We start from the raw sequence: 21,494 nt of genomic DNA on the forward strand, positions 1-21,494 counted from the left end.
TAAAATTTTTAACTGCAGGGGAAATGATGTAAAAAACTGTACATACTATTATAATCCTTTCGGAGATTTAAATTTAAGCCAAATGAGGTGGAAAAATGGCAAAAGTATTGACTGGCGTACATGCCGTTGTTACAGGAGGATCAAGCGGTTTAGGATATGCAATGGTAGAAGCACTTCTTGATGAAGGAGCAACGGTTGCGGTGGCATCCCGTCCGGGAGCAAAAATGACGGAAGCTATAAAAAACCTTCAAGATAAGGGATATTCAAATGTTTTTGAACTTCCATTGGATGTCAGGTCAGAGGAATCGGTACAAGATGCAGTCAACTGGGTAAAAACAGAATGGGGTAAGATCGATGTCCTCGTGAACAATGCCGGGATTGGCATGAGGACTGTAAACTCAAAATTCCTTACAGAACCACAGCCTTTCTATCAGGTCTCTCCTGAAGGGTTTCGAAATTTAATCGATACAAATGTGACCGGTTATTTCCTAACCTCCCGGGGATTCGCTCCTCTGATGGTCGAGCAGGGAAGAGGAAAAATCATCAATATATCGATGAATTATGAAACCATGAAACGAAAAGGATTTGTCCCATACGGCCCTTCTCGTGCCGCAACCGAGTCCCTGTCATTTATCATGGCTGAAGACCTGCGTGAACTTGGAGTGACTGTAAATATGCTTCTTCCTGGCGGGGCCACCGTAACCGGAATGATACCTGATGAAGTGAGGAAGGAACTTGAAGGAAACTCTCAGCTTCTGAAGCCGGAAATCATGGCAAAACCTATCGTTTATCTTGCCTCCGAGCAATCTGAAGGATTAACAGGTGAACGCCTAGTCGCAACCGAATTTGACAGCTGGTTAAAAAATCGAACCAAATAAATGAGTGAAGAGACTTCTTCCTTGGCAATATGAATGAATAGAGAAAGAGACTTATTATTGCGTTTTTTCGTGGATTCAAAAAGTTTTAGAAGGAGCCAACATCAAACCGGGTTCAGTTCACAATAAGGACACCATTTTATATGAAAATAGAGCCTTATTAATTCACTGTTTACTTATCTAATTTTTGAATGTCCATAGTATAACCTCCTGCATCAGAGATAACCTATCATTATGGAGGTGCTAGACATTGGGTAAAAAATTCGAAAAAAACCTTATAAAATTCCTTTATTTATTCGGTATTAGTTCTTTTATATATTTAATTAAAAAACCACTTGCAAAGGACTGGCTCCTTGTTTTCTTTATAAAAAGTTATTATGCATCACTTGTCGATAATCTGGTTGTAAATAAAGGCTATGTTCAATATCCCACCCGATTTCCAAAACAAGTTAAAACAAACGTGTTGTTTGATTACATACTTTTCCCAATTACTTGTGTCTTTTATAATCAACTAACTAAAGATTCTCGCATTATTCAGTGCCTTATAAAAGTTCTGTATTTCAGTGTACCGATGACAATTGCTGAGCTATGGCTAGAAAAAAATACACAGCTTGTTAAATATAAAAAAGGATGGAATTGGAAAATCACTTTTTGTTCTCTCTCTATTTCCTTTTTATTGGTTAGATTTACAATGTCTGTTATAAGACGTATCTTCAATAATAAATACGAGTTATCTTAGATGGACATTCTTTAATCTCCTATAAGAATCAAAAAGATATTAGGAATGTTTTCTTTTAAAAGGTCGGAGCAGGAAATTGATCAATTTTGATACGAAGTAAACTATAAGGTTTCTGTCGTAAGTCTTTTCCATAATGATATCTAGGCTGTCGATGTAATTGGTTCACAATGACATACAAATATTGATCCGGACCAATTGAAAAAGTATCCGGCCACAAAATTCTCGGATCATGTGCGATAGTTTCCATTATGCCATTTGGCAATATCTTACGGATACTGTTGTTTTCATAATCTCCAGCATAAACAGTTCCCTTTGCATCGGTGATCATTCCATCAGACGCACCTTTTTCTCCCCAATACTCCACATGATAAGGTAAATCGATGTCCTGTATTATTCTGTCTCTTAGGGCTTCTGTTGAGATCGAGAACAAATGACGACTGGTTAGTGGAGCAAAAAATAATATCTTTCCATCGGGAGAAATCGCAAGACTATCAGACGCCAATCTAAATGGAGAAGTTGAACCGTCTTTGTTTCGATTCATTAAAATTTGACCTTCTACTTTTGGTAAAAAATAGGGGTCGGGTGAAGTTGAAGGTGCCCCATTTAACCGTCTAAACGCGTCTCCATTTGATAAATCTACGACGATAATAGCTCCTGGGCCTCTTGAAGAAGAATCCGTTATATAGGCATAACCTTCTTTTCCAACACGAAAATCAAAACGGACATCATTCAGATAAGTTGTAGGCAGGACAACATCTTCTTTAAAGGTATATACTTTTCTTATTGTATTGGTTTTTAAATCAACAGCGACTAATTTTGCCCCCCCTTTAATAGGTTCAGAAAAATTGGGTGCGGCTGTATCTAATATCCAAAGCGTTCCCCTTCCATCAGCAACTACACTTTGGACACTGATGAAAGTCATTGTGATATTCTCGGGGTTAACCAAATTGGTTTGTAAATTAGGATAAGGCTGCAATTTATCCTCAACAATTTCCGCCACCGTAAATTTAACATCGTCTCCCCATTTCGGAAAGCAAATAAAAATACGACCGGTTTCTGAAACAGTAACACCTGTAGGCATAGCCCCATAAAATGCATAAACTAGTTCTAACTTACCGAAATATTTTTCACTTGGTAACATAGGTTTCAAAATATCCTCCTCAGGCATTCAAACGGGATATCTCCTATATATGATTTATATTTTTTCTAGTGCATGTTTCTTAATAAGTTTTAAAGTGGTACTAACTTATTAATTAGCTTCTCTTTCGCCAGCCAAGCTCCTCCAATGACCCCTGCGTTATTGCCTAGTGTGGCAATAACAATCTCGACACCATGTGCAACTCTCGGAAAAGCGAATCGAATAAATTCCTCTTTCAGAGGTCTCAGCAATGTATCACCAGCTTTTGATACTCCGCCTCCAATAACGATTTTTTCAGGATTTAAGCCATTGGCTAAATTAGCAAGGGCCAATCCTAAATGGTAGGCAACCTCACCTATGACTCTGTTTGCGAGTTCATCCCCTTCGTTTGCAGCGTCAAAAACACGCTTGGCAGTCAGAGCCTGTCCATCATAAAAATTTCGTAATATACTAGTCTTGTTGGTAGAAGCTAATCCCTCCATTGCCAAACGGACAACTCCTGTTGCGGATGCTACCGTTTCCAGACATCCTGATTTCCCACAATTACAAGGTGAACCATCTCTAGGTACCGATGTTATATGACCTATTTCACCACCGGCTCCATTTACCCCATGTACAATCTCGCCATTAACGATAATTCCGCCACCAACACCTGTTCCTAAAGTAACACAAATTAAGTTTTTAGCCCCTTTACCCGCACCTTTCCACATTTCACCGATTGCAGCAATATTTGCATCATTGTCCACAACAACCGGCAGGGAGGTTTCCCTCTCAAGAATGGTTTGTAAAAGGAATCGCTCCCAGCCTAGGTTAACCGCCACTTCAACAGAACCATCATCCGAATTAACAGGGCCCGGCGCACCGATTCCGATTCCGACTAATTGATTTTTTGTTTGATTTAATTCTACTAACTTTTGATCAATCGCTCTTGCAATCGATGCAGGTATGTGTTTGCCCTTATTACTTAGATCAGTATCGATCTCCCAGCTATATATGATGTCACCCTGCAAACTGATAAAAGCCATTTTAACCGTGGTCCCACCTACATCAACACCAACTAACCATCTTTCTTCCATAACCATTCACTCATTTCCTTTAAGTTTTCCCACTTTGAAAAGCGCCATGTTTACAAAAGAGGCTCCTCGATTGAGAAGCCTCTTGTTAAGTTTGAGAATTGTCCAACTCCAACGCCCAGTGACTAATGGGCGCTTCTGCCTATCTCATTATTTTACAGCTGCCGCTGTTTTTTCAAGGTTAACCCATTGTCCATTTTCAGCGGATTCAAGGATTGCATCTGCAATTAATTCAATCTGGTAGCCATCATGGAAGTTAGGTGAGAATTCAGTACCCTCACTTATTGCTTTAAAGAAATCATATGTTTCAATGATCTTTGTTTCGCCGTAACCAATACCTAGAGCAGGAATTGGCCATAATCCTTCACCGTAAGGAGTAGCTGGTCCTGTGTAAACAGTTCTGAAGCCTTTTGCATCACTTGGATCATCTGCAAAGCAAACTTGAAGCTCGTCACGGCGCTCATAGTTAAAGTATAAAGAACCTTTTTCACCATGAATTTCAAAAGTTAGGAAGTTGTTGCGGCCATGTGCATTACGAGTTGCCTCGATCGTTCCAATTGCACCATTATCGAATTTGACCATGGTGATAAATTCATCGTCTACATCAACAGCTGCTTTTGGCACATCGTCGCCTCCAGCTTTCACTGTACCTAACTTGTCGATGCCGCCAGTTTGAATTGGTCTTTCAGGAATCCACGTTTTTGTGATCGCATTTACATCTGTAACTTCACCTACAAGGTAACGAGCATAATCAACCACGTGTGTTCCGATATCACCTAGAGCACCTGATCCAGCAATTTTCTTTTGGAAGCGCCATGATAATGGAGAATTCGGATCCGCAGACCAGTCTTGTAAGTATGTTCCACGGAAGCTTAGAACTTTACCAATTCTTCCTTCTTCAATATATTTTTTCGCAAGAGCAACAGCTGGTGTTCTTCTGTAATTGAAAGCAACGGCGTGTTTTACACCTGCAGCTTTTACTGCTTCTAACATTTCCTTCGCTTGTTCAGCGCCTAATGCTAAGGGCTTTTCACAAATAATATGCTTGCCTGCTTTTGCTGCTGCAATCGCGATTTCAGCATGAGTATTGTTTGGAGTAACAATGTCGATGACATCGATTTCTGGGTTGTTAACAACTTCTCTCCAATCGGTAGCATAGTTGTCAAAGCCTAATCTCGCTGCCGCATCTTTAGCTAATCCTTCGTTAACGTCAACTACTGTGTGACGATGAGGAATTGCTGGTGCAGGCCAGAAAAACATTGGCATACCTGCATATGCAAGTGAATGCGCCTTACCCATAAATCCTCCGCCGATCATACCTACGTTTAATTTTTTCATCTTAGTATCCTCCCACAATTATCTTCTTATTTTTAAAAAGTTTGATATTCTTAATGGATGAAACGTTTATGCTTGATTTACTTTATCAAATTGATTTAAATAGCTGCGGCTGATTTTAGCCCCTTGTTTTGGATCTGGGTAGCTGTCTAACTCAACTGTAATCCAGCCATCATAGTTTGCCTCTTCTAATGCTTTAACCATTTCATCAAATTTTTGATGCCCTTCACCTAATGGTAAAAACTCACCATTGGCATAATCTTTGAAGTGAACATATTTGATGCGGTCCACATATTTTCTGATGACAGCCACCGGATCTCCACCGCCAGCTTCAATGTGAGCTGTATCTGGGCAAAGGTTAATCTTTGTTAATGGCATTAGTTTATCTAATTGTTCAGGAGCCTGAACGTTCGTACCTAAATGCGGATGATAACTTGCAATCAGATTATATTTTTCAGCAATTTCAACTACTTTATTAAGTGCATTACCAAGAGCCGTATAATCGCTTTCAAGAATGCCGTTTGCACGCACCGCTCCGCCGCCGATTACCAGGTGGATTGCACCTGCTTCTGACGCGAATTGTGCTACACTTTCAATTTTTATTAATTCTTCTTCTAAAATATCAGGGAAAATAAAATTCCCGCCTGTATATACACCAACCAAAGATAAAGAATAGTCATTCATTAATTTTAAAAATTCTTCTTTTTTATCTTTATATTGCATCAGGTTTCCATCGAAGATTTCAAAGCCGTCATAGCCAGCTTCGGAAATATCCTTTAATGCCTCTTCTGTTGATCCGTAAGCAAGGTAGTAAGAATCCTTAACAGAAGTAACACCCGCTGGATGACCAACTACGCCGCCCCAAGTATTTGTTTGATAACCTAATTTCATGTGATTACCTCCATATCTTTTGGAATTTAGTGTGCCATATTTCATCCTATAAAAACCGAAGCAAACTCACCTTCAAAGTTAGTAATCGATTACATTTTTGCTAATATTATTACTCTCCACCTTAATAATATTAATATTTAAACTAAGTAATAAAAAAACATTAATGTAATCCATTACATTTTTATCTAAAGATGAAAATGCTGTTTCCTATAAGAAAGTAATGATTTATCCTATCTATCGCTAGTCCTCACTATCATCTGACTAAGAAATAGATGTTGTATCGCTTACAAGAATTATTGTAATCGATTACACCTGAATTTGCAACAACTAAATTTCGATTGTCACAATTTGTTCACGATAAGCGTAGGAGGAAAGGAAATTGTAAATATAGTTCCCTTTCCTTGCGAACTATCCACATGTATGGATCCGCCTAATCGCTCAATAATTTCTTTACTTACACTTAAACCTACTCCAGTCCCCTTTTCTTTTGTTGAGAAAAAAGGGATATATAACATCTCCCTCGCTTCTTCTGACATCCCACAGCCATTATCCTCGATGACGATTGTAGCAAATTCATTTTGAACAGACGCAGATAAATTAATTTCTCTTTCATGCTGATCGTCAATTGCTTCCATGGCATTCTTCATCAAATTCATGATTACCTGTTTTAATTGGTTCGTTGGGATATTCAGTACAACGTCATGATCGGCAGTAGAAGTAGAGAGTCGAATATCCCTTAATATCGCTTCACCTTCATAGAGCATGGCCATATCTTTGATCAGTTTATTCAGGGATGTTTTTTGTGCCAAAGGATGTTGTGGCTTTCCTGCATTCAAAAATTCATTAATGATTTGATTAACGCGATCAATTTCTTCTATCATCACATCCGCATAATATTCCTTGCCGATTTCCTTCAAATCGGGCTTTAGCAACTGAATAAAACCTTTTATGGTTGTCAATGGGTTACGGATTTCATGAGCGATACTAACTGCCAGCTTTTCAAGATGTTGACGTTTGTCCATTTCTAACGCTGCCAACTTACAGACTTGCAACGGAGCCACCATCAACTCGAAGGTTGACACCGTTTATAAAAGAAGCCTTGTTTGAAGCAAGGTACACAACAGCTGAAGCAACTTCTTCCACCGTCCCTGGCCGCTTCACTTCAACATGCGGACGATTTTCCTTAAGGAATTGCTGGATTGCTTCATCATAACTGATGTTCAACTTTTTGGCATTATCCTTCAACAGGCCCTCAAGCATGGGTGTCATTATAAACGCAGGCGATACCGTATTGACAAGTATTCCTTCTGCAGCATATGCCTTGGATAAGCTTTTTGTAAAATTAATCAGTGCTGCTTTAGAGGCATTGTAATGAGGCATGAATGCGTCTGGTTGAATGCCGGATTCTGATGAAATGTTAATAATGCGGCCAAATCCTGTTCTTCTCATAAAAGGAATAGTTGCTTTAGTTACACGTACAGTTCCAAAAAGATTGACGTCAAAAATATGCTGCCATTGGTCTATATCTAATGATTCAAAATCATCAAATCCACTAGCAATCCCCGCATTATTAACGAGGATGTCGACGGTTTTAAAACGATCAATAGCAGAAGCAATAAGATTGTCGACGTCTGCTTGTTTCGTTAGATCGGCTTGAATAGCAAGAACACTACCGCCGGTTTTCTCTAATTCAGCCGACGCCTCATTTAACGCTTCCGCGCCGCGTGCACAAATTACAACGTTGGCACCTTCTTCCGCAAAAGCCATGGCAATTGCTTTCCCAATACCTTTACTGCTGCCAGTCACAAGTGCGGTTTTATTTTTTAATTCCAGATTCATTTTTTCATCCACACCTTTCTTTACTAACCTGATACGCTTCCTTAGCTGATACATTGATCGAAGTTAAACCTTATGTTTGTTCAATATTATCTTTTTATTGAAGCCTCAAATAATTCTGCATGGATAGGTTCAGCAACAATAGGTTCAACAGCTTTTATGAATCTTTTAAAGTGTGGGGTTTCCTCATGCAGTTGAATCGCTTCTTCATCATTCCATTTCTCAACAAAGATAAAGCTGTTCACCTCTTCTGGGTTTTCATAATATTGGTAACTAATATTTCCAGACTCCGCTTGTGACGATTTTGTTACAAGTCTTGCCTCTTCCAAGAATATTTCCCGATAAGGCTCCTTCACCTTTATGTTTGCGTGAATGATAATCATGGTACATCCCCCTTAATTTAATTGGTGGCATTTCTAAAAAACTAACCTGCGTGTTTTTCTAATAAGATTTCTTTTTTATTATTTTCTTCGGAAGGAAGCTTCATAAACTTCATTAAATAAGCACCAAGGAAATACGTACCTGCGAAAATCCAGATAACCCCTTTTGCACCAATAAGTCCGATAAAAAGCCCAACAATTGCAGGTGCGATAAAGTAAGACATTCCTGCACCAAAGCTTACAATCGCCATCGCTGATCCTTTTTTCTCAGGAGCAAGTGATGCTACCAATGCTGAAAGCGGAACGAAACCACAAAGAACAATCCCCATAAAAATGCCCGCAATATTTAAAGCCAAGAAACTGTTGCCAAATACTTCAGGTGTGTAAAGCAAGACGAGTAACATTACGCCCATACCGAAGCTGCCAAGCCATTGAATCGTTTTTTGCCAGCCTAACCATTTATCACTGATGTAAGGAATGATTAGGTTAAAGATTATATTTGCAAACCACATGGTTCCCCACATTTGTAAAAACTGTTCAGTTGTGAATCCGTAATTGGACTTCAAGTACATTGGGAAAAAGATTGGCAATGAACCGATCCCTGTTGAATTGATAATCCGAACCACGCCGCCGATCGCCACTTTCGGCTGTTCGACACAAATGGTAAATCCACTCATTAAGCTCTTTAGCTTTTCCTTTGGATCTCCCTTTTGTTCCTTTTTTACATCACCTTTTACTACAATAAGACCGACAATTCCTCCGACTAACACCCAAGCTACAGCACTCCACAATAACCCGATATATCCGATCTTCGGAAGCATGTAAGCCGGGAAATAACTTCCTACAACATAAAGTCCGCCGCTCCACGCTGCCCAGAACAATCCTATAGCTGTTGCCAGAATCCGCTCTGGACTGCGATAAGTAACCCACACTAAGAAAGAGTAGCAGAACAAAGGATAACCTAAACCACGAATCCCATAAGTCGGGAGCATAATAGCGTAATTGTTTAACTTTAAACCATATTCAATGAATAGTACCTGACCGATTAACCAAGTAACAAGACCGATGACCATTACCTTCCTTGGTCCCCACATCTCGGTGAGTACACCAGAAAAATAAGATGCGATAGCTAAGATTGCTCCATAAACCGCAAAAAGAGTGGCTGATTGTTGAACGGTCAATCCCTTTTCAATCAGATAGGGAGACAACCATGCATGCTCAAGACCGTCACCAGCCATAAAAATTAACGTTGCTACAAACCCCCAAACCACTCCCATTGGAAGACCGCCTAAAGTACGTTCTTGACCTACAAACGTTTTCATTTTAACACCCCATTTTTATTAATTGGATGGATGGGTTGGTTCTCATGCTTTGGAAACACGCGAACCGTCCCTGTGCAATCCCTAAGCCCACCACATTTCCGATACTTGCTCTTTAAACAACGTCCCTTTTAACAGTGTGATTGCTTTCATTAAGCCTTCATCGATAGACGCCAACATATCTTCATGTTCAATGGAAACTACGTAATCATACCCTACCGCACGAAGTGTACTGATCATATCTTTCCACATTTTTTCGTTATGGCCATAGCCAACTGAGCGGAAGGTCCATGAACGATCCAATACTTGACTGTAATGCTTCGTATCGAGAACACCATTCACCTTGATATTGGCTTGGTCTAAATAGGTATCTTTTGCATGGAAATGGAAGATCGCATTTTCACGGCCTAATTTTTTAATGGCCTCAACTGGATCAATTCCTTGCCACACCAAATGGCTTGGGTCAAAGTTAGCTCCGATGTTCAGTCCTGCATGTTCCCTTAGTTTTAGTAATGTTTCCGGATTATAGACAACAAAGCCTGGATGCATTTCGAAAGCGATTTGGTGAATCCCATGCTTTTCCGCGAACTTTGCTTCTTCTTTCCAATACGGGATAACCACATCATTCCATTGCCATTCTAAAACTTCTGTATATTCAGGAGGCCAAGAGCATGTCACCCAGTTCGGAAACTTGGCACCCGGATGATCTCCTGGACATCCGGCAAATCCATTGATAACCGGTACCTCCAACTGCTCAGCCAGTAAGACCGTTTTTCTCCAAACGTCATGGGCGTCCTTGGCAGCCTTTACATTTGGATGAAGCGGGTTCCCATGACAGCTTAGTCCGCTGATGATTAATCCCCTGCTTTCAATCGCCCGTTTGAACGATCTGATTTTATCCGGATTCCCTAACAATTCTTCCGGATTACAATGACTATTTCCCGGATAGTTTCCGGTCCCTAACTCAACCGCCTCAACGCCCATTTCAGCTAATTTATCTAGCATCCCTTCGAATGGAAGATTTTGATATAGAACTGTAAACACACCTAGTTTCATACTAAAACCTCCTTTTCCACCTTAACCTTGACCCATTTTTGCTGTTCATGGCTTTCTAAAATGGCATCGGTAATAGCCATTGAAATATGACCGTCCTCGAATGTAGCAAAATTAGCTTGATCCTTTAAAGGATCTTTGCGATCACGTATAAAGGCATAATAATTTAACATCATATTTTTCAGTGCATCCGGCCAGCCTTCGTTATGTCCTCCTGGATGATGGATGGCTGATCTTGCTTCAGGTGCGAACATTGCCGGATCGGCTAGAAGGATTTCATTCGGCTTATCCCTGTGCCCCATCCATAGTTTTTCAGGCTCTTCCTGATTCCAGTAAGCAGAGCTCTCACTGCCATCGATTTCAAAGCTTAGTCGATTTTTTCGGCCTGCACTTACTTGTGAAACAGTGAAGACTCCTCTTGATCCATCTTCGAAACGAACTAGTACGGATGCATAGTCTTCTGTATTGATTGAAACATCTTCATATTCTACATCTTCAGTACCTTGTGTGCTGAAAGTGGCCACACTTCCAATTGCTTTCTTTCTAACTGGAATGACCGTTGCTAAATCAGCAAATACTTCAACAATCTTTTTACCGGTAACAAATTGAACGGTGTCACACCAATGGGAACCGATATCTGCCACCGCACGTGATTTTCCGCCGACTTCCGGTGCTAAACGCCAGTTAAAATCAGTTTGATATAGTAACCAATCCTGCAAATAGCTTCCGTGAACCAAATTCACTTTCCCAAGGTCACCGTTAGCAATTTTAGCTCGCAGGTTTTGCACACTCGCATGCTGTCTGTAATTAAAGTTCACACCATGTACAACACCCTGTTTTTGAGCCAATGCCAGCAATTCCGCTGATTCTTCACTATTCATCGCAAGCGGTTTCTCTGAGATCACATGTTTACCTGCTAAAATAATTTCTTTATTGATCGCGAAATGCACATGGTTTGGCGTACAGTTATGAACAACTTGAATTTCGCTATCACGAAGCATTTCGCTGTAATCGCCATAGGCTTTTGGTATTCCAAGTTCAGCTGCCTTTCTTTCCGCTTGTTCTTGACTCGTCTCTGCTAATGCTACGACTTCCACGAATCCAAGTCTTCTGATTGCTTCGATATGTGTCGGGCCAATGAAACCTGTCCCGATGATTCCTACTTTTATTTTTTCCATTTGTTTTCCGTCCTCCAATCGAACTTTTCGATTCACCTAAGAATGAGTAGAAGTCATACAGTGTAATCGATTACACTACCTCGCAAAAAAAATGTGTTTAGTCCTAGTAAATAAATAATTTACCTTAACCTTCAAACTTCATAAAATGTAATGGATTACATTTTAGTCGAAAAAAATATGAATTTATTCATTTTTTAAATTAAGAAATAATCTTTCAGAATAAAATACCTTCTCACTTTGCATTAAAATATTTTACTCTTTCTTTCGACACCCTTATTGTAATCGATTACAGTATAGAATTCAATATTTTTTTAAAACTTCTTCGGTTCTTTTTTATTCAGAATGATAAAAACTGTTCTTGAACCAATAGAATTATGTTCCCCTAATAATGACTAAAAGGGAGTGAACTATTGTTAAGTTCACTCCCCTTTTGTTTTTCATTATTTTTAATTCTAACAGGAATACGCTAAACTACTCTTCTATAAGTTCTTTGCATGATTCACGGACAATGAGTTTATCAGGAAGAATAAATTGATCTTTCTCTATTTCTTCATCTTTAATTAATTTTAACAGTAAACGCATCGCTTTTTGACCCATATCAAACGTTGGTTGTGCCACGGTTGTTAGAGCAGGTTCAAAAATTGATGCAAATTGAATATCATCAAAGCCAACAACAGATAAATCTTCTGGAACTCTTAAACCTTTAGATTTAGCGGCTTTTATGGCACCCATAGCCATTTCATCATTACCCGCAAAAAGGGCTGTAGGAGGATTCTCTAGTGATAAAAATTTCAACATTAAATTAAATCCACTTTCAAAAGAGAATTCGCCTTCCTGTACCAAACTTGGATCCACAGACAGGCCGTGTTGCGCCATTGCTTGATGAAACCCCCTACATCGATCACGTCCAACAACAATATTCAAGGGTCCGGAAATATGTCCAATTCTCTTGTGGTTTAAGCTAATTAAATATTCGGTTGCCTTTCTTGCACTGCTAACATTATCAATGGAGACCGTAGGCAGCTTGGAACCCTCATAGTATTCACAGGCCAATACTACAGGGTAATCCTGGGATAATTCCTCTAATATTTTTTGATCGGTCCTTGCGGTTAATAATATCAACCCATCGGCTTTTTTCTGTCCTAAAATCGTTAAAAAACTAGTTTCGCTTTCGACCTCGTTTCGTGCATCTCCTAGAAGTACTTGATATCCGTTTTCGATGGCAACGGATTCAATTCCGCGCAGCACCGCAGAAAAGAAAGTATTGGTTATATCAGGAACCACCACAAGAATTGTTTTGGTTTCAGATCTTCTCAATTGTCTTGCCAGCATATTAGGGTGGTAATTTAATTTTTTTATGGCTTCTAAAACTTTTTCAGCTGTTTCTTTTTTTACAGTCCCTGCATTACTTATGACTCGGGATACTGTGGCTGTTGAAACATTTGCCATTTTTGCAACATCCGCAATTCTGACCATGTATAACTTTCCCCTTCAGTGTTCGTTTACATTTATTGTAATCGATTACATTGAGAATTACAATAATTTTCGTAAATCAGCCATAAAACGGTATCTTTTAAAAATATTTTTCTCCAACAACCTGAAATTAAATGTACATCAGTCTATAAAAATTGGGCTTGCACCACATAAACATCTGCATTATATAAAAAAATCGCGAAGGAAGGCATGATTTTTACTTGTTCGGTTTTTAGTTATGATATCAGTTTGTTGCTAACTTAATCGTTTCCGAATCAAATCAACCAAAAAAAGAATGACAGGGATACTCACACACAAAAACCGCAATATGTAACGGATAATAAATGCCCCTTCTTCTAAATGTTCAATCGCATTGATTGCAATGAGGATCGAAAGGAAAAGGATGATAATCCCTCGCATAAAGGGACGAGTGACAATAGGGTCTCCCTTGCCTCCAGTTCCGTCCAAATCTTCCGACGCAAGTTCGGGTCGAAGGACACCGTCAATCCCTTTTCTCGGGCTTTACGCATAGCGACCTTACATGGCCCTTACATGTTTGTAACAATCCGTCCTTATAATAATTAATGGTGTTTAAACGATTTTTGGTTAATTCTTTTAAAATCATATACTTATCTCCTCTCCAACTAGTATTTAACAGAACAAAGATATCGTCCCCTTTTGCCCTATACACCAGAACGTTTGACTATCACCCATTAGAGCAGTGTTCTACCAAGTGGAAATAATGGTTTTCCATCTACATTATATATATTTGCCCTCACATTCTGGATAATTGAAACATACTCCTTTGCTGTACGCATAATTTTCATAAAGTCAGAAGCTGCAATGGCTTTACAGTCTACAAGATTCCCGCCAATTCCTACTGCGGACACACCTGATTCAATAAATGAAGCGACATTGTCCAGATGAATACCTCCAGCTGAAATAATAGGGACATGAGAAAAGAATTCTGTTACATCTTTAATATATTCCAACCCTAACCCTGCTGCCGGGAACACTTTGACAAGATCCGCTCCCGATTCGATGGCACTGACCATTTCTGTCATCTTCATAACCCTTGGTATTGCAACTTTGCCATACTTCAATGTCGTATGGATTACATCCTTATGAAGATTCGTACTTAGAACAAATTCCGCTCCCGATTCGATGGCTAGTCTTGCTCCCTCTTTATATTGCACCGAACCTGCACCTATGATGGCCCGGTCTTTAAAAAGATTTGAGAGTCTATTAATAGATCTAAAGGATTCAGGAGTATCTACGGTCACTTCCAGTGCTGTTACTCCGCCCGCGATTAGACTTTGTGCGACCTCCATTATTTTCTCTTCTGGGATGCCACGAATGACCGCAATAACACCACAATCCACTAATTTTTCTATTAATCTTACCTTTGACTGCATGGCGGCCTCCTATGGTAAAATTTCTTGTGCCATTTTAGTAGATGAAATAAGCGTATCTATAGCGTTTTCCATTCCTGACTCCAAAATCGTAGTCAGGAAACCGCATACTGTTTCAGGTAAATCATTAATTTCATTTAAATCTCTTTCCCATAAAGACTTACTCGATAAGATCGTCTTTACCATATTTTCTAGACATACGTTTTCATTGTTCAGCATGCTCCAGCATTCCATAAACAATTCAATCACTTCTGGTTGATCACGAATGATCCGGCTGCTGCCCTGCATTCGTTCTGGCTGGTAATAGGCGAATAAAGCCGCAAGCGAGAACGATACAATATCAGGCAGTTTATTCTTTTGGTTCGTCCAATCCTCCAGTGTAGGAAGAAGTCTGCTCTTATATTTAAATAACGCATTTAAACCGATATCACTAAGAAAATGCTGATTAAACGGGTTGGAGAAACGCTCGATAACCGAATCCGCAAACGCTTTTGTTTGAAACTCATTCATCTTGATTACCGGAAGAATTTCCGAATAAATCCCACGTCCGACGTATTCTTGCAACAGTTCATCCTCCATTGTCTCGAGCACCGTCTTTTTTCCAGATAGATATCCTGCCGCAAACATCATCGTATGTGCGCCATTTAAGATCCTAACCTTGATATCACGGAAAGGTCTTACATCTGACCAGAACACATTCAATCCAGCCTTGTGAAAAGGTATGGCATCAGCCGTCTCTTCATCGGCTTCAATTGCAAACAAATGATAAGGCTCACCTACCGTAATCAATTCATCTTCATATCCTAATCTAGTTCGATATTCATCAATATCATTTTTGGGATAACCTGTAACGATGCGATCGACAAGTGTATTACAAAATTTATTACTTGCTTGAACCCAATCAATGAATGAATCTGGCAGCTTCCAATCGTTCGCTATGCGGAGGACAATTTCTTTTAATAGATTCCCATTATCTTCTAGTAATTCACAAGGTAATATCACAAGTCCTGCCTCTGCTGCACCATTCATTACCTGGTAACGATGGTAGAGAAAAGCTGTCAATTTTCCTGGAAACGAAAGCGGTGATTTTTCTGAATTGTATTCCTCTGCGGAATAGCTTAAGCCTGCTTCGGTAGTATTGGAAAAAACGAAACGGATATCCTTATTTTCAGCTACCTTCAATACTTCCTGCCAATCGTTATAAGGGTTGATCCCTCTACTAATAGAAGAAACTACTTCAACTTTATCGATAATTTCTCCGTTTTCCATTCCCCTAAGTGCTACCGTATACAGAGCATCTTGATCATTCAGCTTCGGTACCACTTTCCCGTGTGGAGTTGGTTGAATGGCAACTATTTTCCCGTTAAACAAACCTTGTTTGTTCATTTTGTGGACCATCCAGTCGATAAAACCACGCAAGAAATTCCCTTCCCCAAACTGAATGATACGTTCTGGTAATTGATCCATGTGTTTTTGTTCAGTAAACCATTGTTTACTTAGTCTTTTCATGAGAAAACACTCTCCCCCAAATCTTTTAACTTAGAGTATGACACCATCTTTGAAGATGGCAATTTCCTTAAACCCATACTGCTCATTTTTGGTTCGGGTATCACCAGAAGCCAGCTTAACCATATATTCAAAGAAATCATGTTTCAGGCTAACCATATCCGTGCCCTCAATAAGCTGCCCAGCATTATAGTCAATCCAATTTTTCTTTTTCTCGAAAAGTGCAGTATTGGTAGAAATTTTTACAGTTGGGACCGGACCGCCAAAGGGAGTCCCTCTGCCCGTAGTAAACAATACGATATGGGCCCCAGATGCTGCTAATGCCGTAACAGATACCAAATCATTCCCAGGTCCTTCCACCAGATTCAATCCTGTTTTGGTAACCCGTTCTCCATAAGGTAAAACATCCACTACTTCACTAAATCCGCCTTTTTGAACACAGCCTAGCGATTTTTCCTCCAAGGTTGTAATACCGCCTGATTTATTTCCTGGAGATGGGTTCTCGTAAATCACCTGGTCATGGCGGATGAAATATTCCTTAAAGTCATTAACTAAATCCACTGTTTTCAAAAATACATCTTCATTCGCAGCCCGGTTCATGAGTATAGTTTCTGCCCCAAACATCTCAGGAACTTCCGTCATGATCGTGGTTCCCCCTCGTTCCACTAGAAGATCAGAAAAAGCCCCGACAAGCGGATTACCGGTTATCCCTGAAAAACCGTCTGATCCTCCGCACTTTAGACCTACCTTAAGCTTATAAACTGGAACCGGCTGGCGTTTAAATCCTTCCGCATAATCGACCAATTCACTAATAAGAGTCAGTCCTTCTTCCAATTCGTCGCCCGCTTTTTGGACTTCTAAAAATTTTACACGTTCACTCTCATATTCACCAATGGACTGTTTAAATAGTTCCACATAATTATTTTCGCATCCAAGGCCTAATACGAGAATTCCCGCAGCATTCGGATGATTTACAAGATTGGCCAGTATTTTTTGTGTATTGACCAAGTCATCTCCAAGCTGGGAACAGCCGAACGGATGAGGAAAATGAAACACTCCGTCAATGTCACGGTCTTTATGGGTTTCAGTACCCATTTTCGCGAGAAGCTCAGCTGTTTTGTTAATGCAGCCTACTGTATTGATTATCCAAATTTCATTGCGAATGCCTACCTCGCCGTTATTTCGCACATATCCCTTAAAGGTGCAGTCTGAAGCCAGCACTTTGACTTCTTCGCTTGATCTCTGATTGTATTGATAATCTAATTTCTCGCCTAAATTGGTTTGAACATTATGGGTATGAACCCATTCTCCTTCCTCAATATCTGATTTGGCCGAGCCAATGGGGTATCCAAACTTCAGGATATTATCCGTAATCCGAATTTTTTTGATGGCAATCTTATGACCAAAAGAAACGTCTGTTTTCAAGGTAATCTTTTTACTATTGATTATTATTTCTTCACCTGCAGGTAAATCGCGTAAAGCGACACACACCGAATCATCTGGATGAATAAGTAGATAAGTAGCTTTATCTTTCATGATTACACCCTTTTCAATAGAATTTGGACAAACAATAGACATAGCCGGATAAGTCTAGCTATGTCTATTGTCTAATTTCCTAAATATTTAATTTAGAGCATGAACCCATTTGTGATCCGGGTCATCATATGGCCTCAAGGATCTTCCTTCCTCCCCGGCCATGAACCACAGATAGTAAACCTGGTAGCCGCCTGCAGCATTTACAGGATGATACCCTTTGTCAATCGCAAAGCTGTCTCCATTACGAATGATATATGCATCATCAATGCTGCCATCTTTTGTGTAATGAAGCTGCACGCCGAATCCTTGTTCAGGATTCGCTTGATAATGATAGATTTCCTCCAGGTTGGGCTCCTCAGGATAATGCTCGCCATCATGCTTGTGAGGTGGATAACTGGACCATTCCCCTGCATGATTGAACGTTTCGCCTAAAATCATCCGATGGACTCTGCCATCTGCATTATCAGCGATAATGTCGTGAACTTCGCGTTTCCAATTGTTTTTTCCACGCTGATGGATAGCAACATCTTCTGGTCTGACGATAAAAGGCTCGAATTTTTCTTCTGCCTTAACTTTACAAACAGCAACATCCAAATCCGTTTCTGCTTTGATTACATACTCTGAATGACAAGGGATATAGGCAGTTGTTGCTTTGCCGCTGAAAACATTCTCGCGTCCGCCTAACTCCTCCCATGTCTGACTTTCACAAGATATGGTGGCAGTACCCTTTAAAAGAACAAGGGCGGTTTCAAAATCGTTCGTTCCACTTGTGTATTCCTGACCTGCTTTTAACACTATTTTTCCGAAGGCTAAATATTTTAAAAGCGGGCTATCTTCCTGGAAGATATCTTGGTAGCCTTCAATTTCTTTCGCTTTATAAAAACGTTCCATCAATCAGTTCTCCTTCCGCTTATCCTACTTGCTGCCGAGTAAATGACCAAACCGTGTTTGGTATTATTATACAGTTTGAGCGACAGGAGATTTCTGTTCTTCTGTAACGCCATCATTATTTGCTTCAAGGAATAGGTTTAGAAGATCTTGATAGCTTGTTTTTCTTGGGTTTGTTTGACTGTTCATATCCTTAGACGCATCTTCCGCTAAAATGCTCCAGTCAGAATCTTTAATGTTAAATGATCTTAGGGATGGAATATTTGTATCCTTCACCAATCTTTGTACCGCTACAACTGCTTTCTCTGCAGCTTCCATTGGAGATAATCCGTCAATGTTTTCACCCAATGCCACTGCAATGTCCGCGAAGCGGCCAGGACAAGCAATTAAATTAAACTTCATGACATACGGTAACAAGATCGCATTTGCAACACCATGAGGGATATCATAATGCCCGCCTAGTGGATGCGCCAGCGCATGAGCATTACCTAGTCCAACTTGTGGGAATCCAACTCCTGCCATTGTGCTGCCCAGCATTACCTTTTCTCTAGCTTCATAGTTTTCACCACGAGCATAGGCTTCGCGAAGGTTCGCACCAATTAAGCGCACTGCTTCAAGATTAAGAATATCAGCGAACGGTGAAGCACCATTTAGAGCATCTCTAGTAGTATAGGCTTCGATTGCATGTGTAAGAGCATCTATTCCAGTAGCAGCAGTAATGGCTGGTGGTAAACCAAGAGTCATCACTGGATCCACCAAAGCAACTACTGGTGCCATTAAAGGACTGCCAATACTTGACTTCCAATTTTTAGCTTCATTGGTAATAACGGCCCATTGAGTAACTTCGCTTCCTGTACCAGAAGTAGTAGGAATTGTAATGACATCTGGACCTTTTTTAGTGAACTCTTTTCCGCCGATATCATACTCGTTGATATCACCTTCGTTAACCGTCATCATGCTGATAGTTTTACAAGCGTCCATTGCACTGCCTCCGCCAACAGCAATGAAGGAGTCACATCCGTTAGAGCGGAAAATCTCCACACCTTTTACTACTGTTGCAGATGGCGGGTTTGGTGGAACTTCGTCAAAGATAACGTATTCGATATTATTACTAGTTAAGGACTCAAGAATTCCTTTTAATAAACCAGCTCTGATAATTCCCATATCTGTAACGACCATGACCTTCTTGTAATTTCTTGAAGCTAATACTTCTCCAGCCTGTAATGAAGCATTTTTACCAAAAACGATTTTAGTAGAGCAAAGAAATTGAGAATTTTCTAACATAATGAACCTCTCCTTAATAAGTTATTGTTTTTTTATGGTTTGTTTGTTTTACCATTTATAGAATTTATTTCTTTTGCCGACATGAATTTGCACTGTCTTCACTTCAGAGAATCCATCTAAGCCAAGTGTACCAAGCTCTTTTCCAAAGCCACTTTGCTTAAATCCGCCAAACGGTAGTTCAGAGTGGGCTTCCATGTAGTGATTAACCCATAGCGTGCCTGCTTTAATTGTTTGAGCTGCAAGTAATGCTTTATCGATATCCTTAGTCCAAACTGCTCCAGCAAGACCAAAGATTGAATCGTTCGCAATTTGCATCGCATCTTCGAAGTCCTTAAAGCGAATGACTGACAGCACAGGACCAAAAATTTCTTCCCTTGCAATTGTCATATCAGGGGATACATCTCCAAAAATAGTTGGGGCCATGAAGAACCCTTGATCATAAATACCACCAGTCAAACGTTTACCACCAGTAAGTAACTTAGCTCCTTCGGAAATTCCTTTTTCAACATACCCAAGAACAGTGTTTAAATGTGATTCTGTTATAAGAGCCCCCATTTCGGTATCAGCATCCAAAGGATTTCCAACTTTAATTTTGCTTGCTCTAGCAACCAATCTGCCAACAAACTCATCGTATATTTCATCCTGGACTAATAATCGAGATCCAGAGGTACACACCTCACCTTGATTGAAGAAACTACCAAACAGTGCACCATCTAGAGCATCATCTAAATCTGCATCCGCAAAAACGATATTAGGAGACTTTCCGCCTAACTCCATGGAAAGTTTTTTCAATGTATCTGACGATAATTTCATTAGTTCCTGCCCAATTTCTGTGGAACCGGTGAACGCAATTTTATCAACATCGGGATTGGTCGCAAGCTCTTGACCCGCTGCACCGCCTGGTCCTGTGATCACGTTTACCACACCTTTAGGAAAGCCAACTTCATCAAAGATTTTTGCGAACTCTACAGTCGTAACAGGGGTTGCGCTTGCAGGCTTAATGACTACTGTGCAACCAGCAGCTAGTGCTGCAGGCAGTTTTTGCATTAGAGTGCCTAAAGGAAAATTCCATGGTGTAATAATCCCAACAACACCAACCGGAATCCGCAGTGTCAAACCAAGCAAGCCGTCTTGGACTTGGTTCGAAGTCTGTCCATAAATAGATCTTGCCAATCCTGCATAGTAGTTTAAGATATTGGCAGCTGCACCAACCTCCCCCTTGGCTTCTGATAATGGTTTACCCATTTCTTTACTTAGAAGTTCAGCGATTTCGTCTGTCTTTTCTACGATTTTTAAGTAGGCGCTATATAGAAGAGCTGACCGCTCACGGCCAGACATCCTCGGCCATTCGCCTTTATCGAATGCCTTGCGTGCTGCTGAAATCGCCAGCTTTGCATCCTCAACTCCAGCTTTTGCTAATTCAGCTACAATCTCACCATTTGCCGGATTCCTTCTAACGAAAGTATCCCCGTTAGCAGAGTTGGACCATTCTCCATTAATGAATAACTGATAACTTTTCACTAATTGTTTTGTTGTCATAAAATCACCCTTCTTTCTCTAAAATTGAAGAATTATATA

At 40.0% G+C, this 21,494-nt stretch carries 19 protein-coding genes; 2 read left to right on the forward strand and 17 right to left on the reverse strand.

Annotation, left to right across the window (positions count from 1 at the left end):
- Nucleotides 1-95: 95 nt before the first annotated feature.
- A complete protein-coding gene (locus GXK58_RS05505) occupies nucleotides 96-878 on the forward strand; it encodes an SDR family NAD(P)-dependent oxidoreductase (protein ID WP_160720611.1) in 783 nt (260 codons plus the stop codon).
- Nucleotides 879-1,125: 247 nt separating this feature from the next.
- Nucleotides 1,126-1,614 carry a CBO0543 family protein gene (locus GXK58_RS05510; protein WP_160720613.1) on the forward strand — a complete coding sequence of 163 codons (489 nt, stop codon included), beginning with the start codon at nucleotides 1,126-1,128 and terminating at the stop codon, nucleotides 1,612-1,614.
- 55 nt (nucleotides 1,615-1,669) lie between these two features.
- On the opposite strand, the gene GXK58_RS05515 is transcribed toward GXK58_RS05510, so the two are convergent.
- The 17 genes from GXK58_RS05515 to GXK58_RS05595 form a co-directional block, all read right to left on the reverse strand.
- A complete protein-coding gene (locus tag GXK58_RS05515; RefSeq protein ID WP_202171293.1) occupies nucleotides 1,670-2,782 on the reverse strand; it encodes an L-dopachrome tautomerase-related protein in 1,113 nt (370 codons plus the stop codon).
- A 62-nt stretch (nucleotides 2,783-2,844) separates the two neighbouring features.
- The gene (locus tag GXK58_RS05520) at nucleotides 2,845-3,828 is read right to left on the reverse strand and encodes an ROK family glucokinase (protein WP_160720617.1); all 984 of its coding nucleotides are present in this window, start codon (nucleotides 3,826-3,828) and stop codon (nucleotides 2,845-2,847) included.
- Nucleotides 3,829-3,975: 147 nt separating this feature from the next.
- Nucleotides 3,976-5,163, reverse strand: a complete 1,188-nt coding sequence (locus GXK58_RS05525) for a Gfo/Idh/MocA family protein (RefSeq protein WP_160720619.1) — start codon at nucleotides 5,161-5,163, stop codon at nucleotides 3,976-3,978.
- A gap of 66 nt (nucleotides 5,164-5,229) precedes the next feature.
- Nucleotides 5,230-6,051: a sugar phosphate isomerase/epimerase family protein gene (locus GXK58_RS05530; protein ID WP_160720621.1), complete on the reverse strand. Its 822-nt coding sequence runs from the start codon at nucleotides 6,049-6,051 to the stop codon at nucleotides 5,230-5,232.
- Between the two features lie 341 nt (nucleotides 6,052-6,392).
- Nucleotides 6,393-7,073, reverse strand: coding sequence for an ATP-binding protein (locus tag GXK58_RS05535; protein WP_160720623.1), 681 nt, complete (start codon nucleotides 7,071-7,073; stop codon nucleotides 6,393-6,395).
- A gap of 16 nt (nucleotides 7,074-7,089) precedes the next feature.
- Entirely contained in the window at nucleotides 7,090-7,944 is an 855-nt protein-coding gene (locus GXK58_RS05540) for an SDR family NAD(P)-dependent oxidoreductase (protein WP_202171294.1), read from the reverse strand.
- A gap of 32 nt (nucleotides 7,945-7,976) precedes the next feature.
- Complete coding sequence (locus GXK58_RS05545) at nucleotides 7,977-8,270, reverse strand: putative quinol monooxygenase (RefSeq protein WP_160720625.1); 294 nt, start codon at nucleotides 8,268-8,270, stop codon at nucleotides 7,977-7,979.
- Nucleotides 8,271-8,311: 41 nt separating this feature from the next.
- On the reverse strand, nucleotides 8,312-9,589 hold the full coding sequence (locus tag GXK58_RS05550; protein WP_160720627.1) for an MFS transporter: 1,278 nt from the start codon (nucleotides 9,587-9,589) through the stop codon (nucleotides 8,312-8,314).
- 81 nt (nucleotides 9,590-9,670) lie between these two features.
- Nucleotides 9,671-10,642 carry a sugar phosphate isomerase/epimerase family protein gene (locus GXK58_RS05555; RefSeq protein ID WP_160720629.1) on the reverse strand — a complete coding sequence of 324 codons (972 nt, stop codon included), beginning with the start codon at nucleotides 10,640-10,642 and terminating at the stop codon, nucleotides 9,671-9,673.
- Nucleotides 10,639-11,817: a Gfo/Idh/MocA family protein gene (locus GXK58_RS05560; RefSeq protein ID WP_160720631.1), complete on the reverse strand. Its 1,179-nt coding sequence runs from the start codon at nucleotides 11,815-11,817 to the stop codon at nucleotides 10,639-10,641. The genes GXK58_RS05555 and GXK58_RS05560 overlap by 4 nt, the downstream gene beginning before the upstream one ends.
- Before the next feature lie 471 nt (nucleotides 11,818-12,288).
- Nucleotides 12,289-13,293: a LacI family DNA-binding transcriptional regulator gene (locus GXK58_RS05565; protein WP_160720632.1), complete on the reverse strand. Its 1,005-nt coding sequence runs from the start codon at nucleotides 13,291-13,293 to the stop codon at nucleotides 12,289-12,291.
- A 710-nt stretch (nucleotides 13,294-14,003) separates the two neighbouring features.
- On the reverse strand, nucleotides 14,004-14,705 hold the full coding sequence (locus tag GXK58_RS05570; RefSeq protein WP_160720634.1) for a bifunctional 4-hydroxy-2-oxoglutarate aldolase/2-dehydro-3-deoxy-phosphogluconate aldolase: 702 nt from the start codon (nucleotides 14,703-14,705) through the stop codon (nucleotides 14,004-14,006).
- Nucleotides 14,706-14,714: 9 nt separating this feature from the next.
- Nucleotides 14,715-16,211 carry a tagaturonate reductase gene (locus GXK58_RS05575; RefSeq protein ID WP_160720636.1) on the reverse strand — a complete coding sequence of 499 codons (1,497 nt, stop codon included), beginning with the start codon at nucleotides 16,209-16,211 and terminating at the stop codon, nucleotides 14,715-14,717.
- A 30-nt stretch (nucleotides 16,212-16,241) separates the two neighbouring features.
- Nucleotides 16,242-17,744 carry a UxaA family hydrolase gene (locus GXK58_RS05580; protein ID WP_160720638.1) on the reverse strand — a complete coding sequence of 501 codons (1,503 nt, stop codon included), beginning with the start codon at nucleotides 17,742-17,744 and terminating at the stop codon, nucleotides 16,242-16,244.
- 87 nt (nucleotides 17,745-17,831) lie between these two features.
- A complete protein-coding gene (gene iolB, locus GXK58_RS05585; protein WP_160720640.1) occupies nucleotides 17,832-18,635 on the reverse strand; it encodes a 5-deoxy-glucuronate isomerase in 804 nt (267 codons plus the stop codon).
- Between the two features lie 66 nt (nucleotides 18,636-18,701).
- Nucleotides 18,702-19,916, reverse strand: coding sequence for an iron-containing alcohol dehydrogenase (locus GXK58_RS05590; RefSeq protein ID WP_160720642.1), 1,215 nt, complete (start codon nucleotides 19,914-19,916; stop codon nucleotides 18,702-18,704).
- A gap of 48 nt (nucleotides 19,917-19,964) precedes the next feature.
- A complete protein-coding gene (locus GXK58_RS05595) occupies nucleotides 19,965-21,455 on the reverse strand; it encodes an aldehyde dehydrogenase family protein (RefSeq protein WP_160720644.1) in 1,491 nt (496 codons plus the stop codon).
- Nucleotides 21,456-21,494 lie beyond the last annotated feature (39 nt).

The organism is Bacillus sp. USDA818B3_A, assembly GCF_009928415.1.
Taxonomy (GTDB): domain Bacteria; phylum Bacillota; class Bacilli; order Bacillales; family Cytobacillaceae; genus Neobacillus.

Coding starts and splice junctions, on each gene's coding strand:
- GXK58_RS05505 (WP_160720611.1), top strand. CDS start 96: ATGGCAAAAGTATTGACTGGCGTACATGCCGTTGTTACAGGAGGATCA.
- GXK58_RS05515 (WP_202171293.1), bottom strand. CDS start 2,782: ATGCCTGAGGAGGATATTTTGAAACCTATGTTACCAAGTGAAAAATAT.
- GXK58_RS05520 (WP_160720617.1), bottom strand. CDS start 3,828: ATGGAAGAAAGATGGTTAGTTGGTGTTGATGTAGGTGGGACCACGGTT.
- GXK58_RS05525 (WP_160720619.1), bottom strand. CDS start 5,163: ATGAAAAAATTAAACGTAGGTATGATCGGCGGAGGATTTATGGGTAAG.
- GXK58_RS05530 (WP_160720621.1), bottom strand. CDS start 6,051: ATGAAATTAGGTTATCAAACAAATACTTGGGGCGGCGTAGTTGGTCAT.
- GXK58_RS05535 (WP_160720623.1), bottom strand. CDS start 7,073: ATGGACAAACGTCAACATCTTGAAAAGCTGGCAGTTAGTATCGCTCAT.
- GXK58_RS05540 (WP_202171294.1), bottom strand. CDS start 7,944: ATGTATCAGCTAAGGAAGCGTATCAGGTTAGTAAAGAAAGGTGTGGAT.
- GXK58_RS05545 (WP_160720625.1), bottom strand. CDS start 8,270: ATGATTATCATTCACGCAAACATAAAGGTGAAGGAGCCTTATCGGGAA.
- GXK58_RS05550 (WP_160720627.1), bottom strand. CDS start 9,589: ATGAAAACGTTTGTAGGTCAAGAACGTACTTTAGGCGGTCTTCCAATG.
- GXK58_RS05555 (WP_160720629.1), bottom strand. CDS start 10,642: ATGAAACTAGGTGTGTTTACAGTTCTATATCAAAATCTTCCATTCGAA.
- GXK58_RS05560 (WP_160720631.1), bottom strand. CDS start 11,817: ATGGAAAAAATAAAAGTAGGAATCATCGGGACAGGTTTCATTGGCCCG.
- GXK58_RS05565 (WP_160720632.1), bottom strand. CDS start 13,293: ATGGTCAGAATTGCGGATGTTGCAAAAATGGCAAATGTTTCAACAGCC.
- GXK58_RS05570 (WP_160720634.1), bottom strand. CDS start 14,705: ATGCAGTCAAAGGTAAGATTAATAGAAAAATTAGTGGATTGTGGTGTT.
- GXK58_RS05575 (WP_160720636.1), bottom strand. CDS start 16,211: ATGAAAAGACTAAGTAAACAATGGTTTACTGAACAAAAACACATGGAT.
- GXK58_RS05580 (WP_160720638.1), bottom strand. CDS start 17,744: ATGAAAGATAAAGCTACTTATCTACTTATTCATCCAGATGATTCGGTG.
- iolB (WP_160720640.1), bottom strand. CDS start 18,635: ATGGAACGTTTTTATAAAGCGAAAGAAATTGAAGGCTACCAAGATATC.
- GXK58_RS05590 (WP_160720642.1), bottom strand. CDS start 19,916: ATGTTAGAAAATTCTCAATTTCTTTGCTCTACTAAAATCGTTTTTGGT.
- GXK58_RS05595 (WP_160720644.1), bottom strand. CDS start 21,455: ATGACAACAAAACAATTAGTGAAAAGTTATCAGTTATTCATTAATGGA.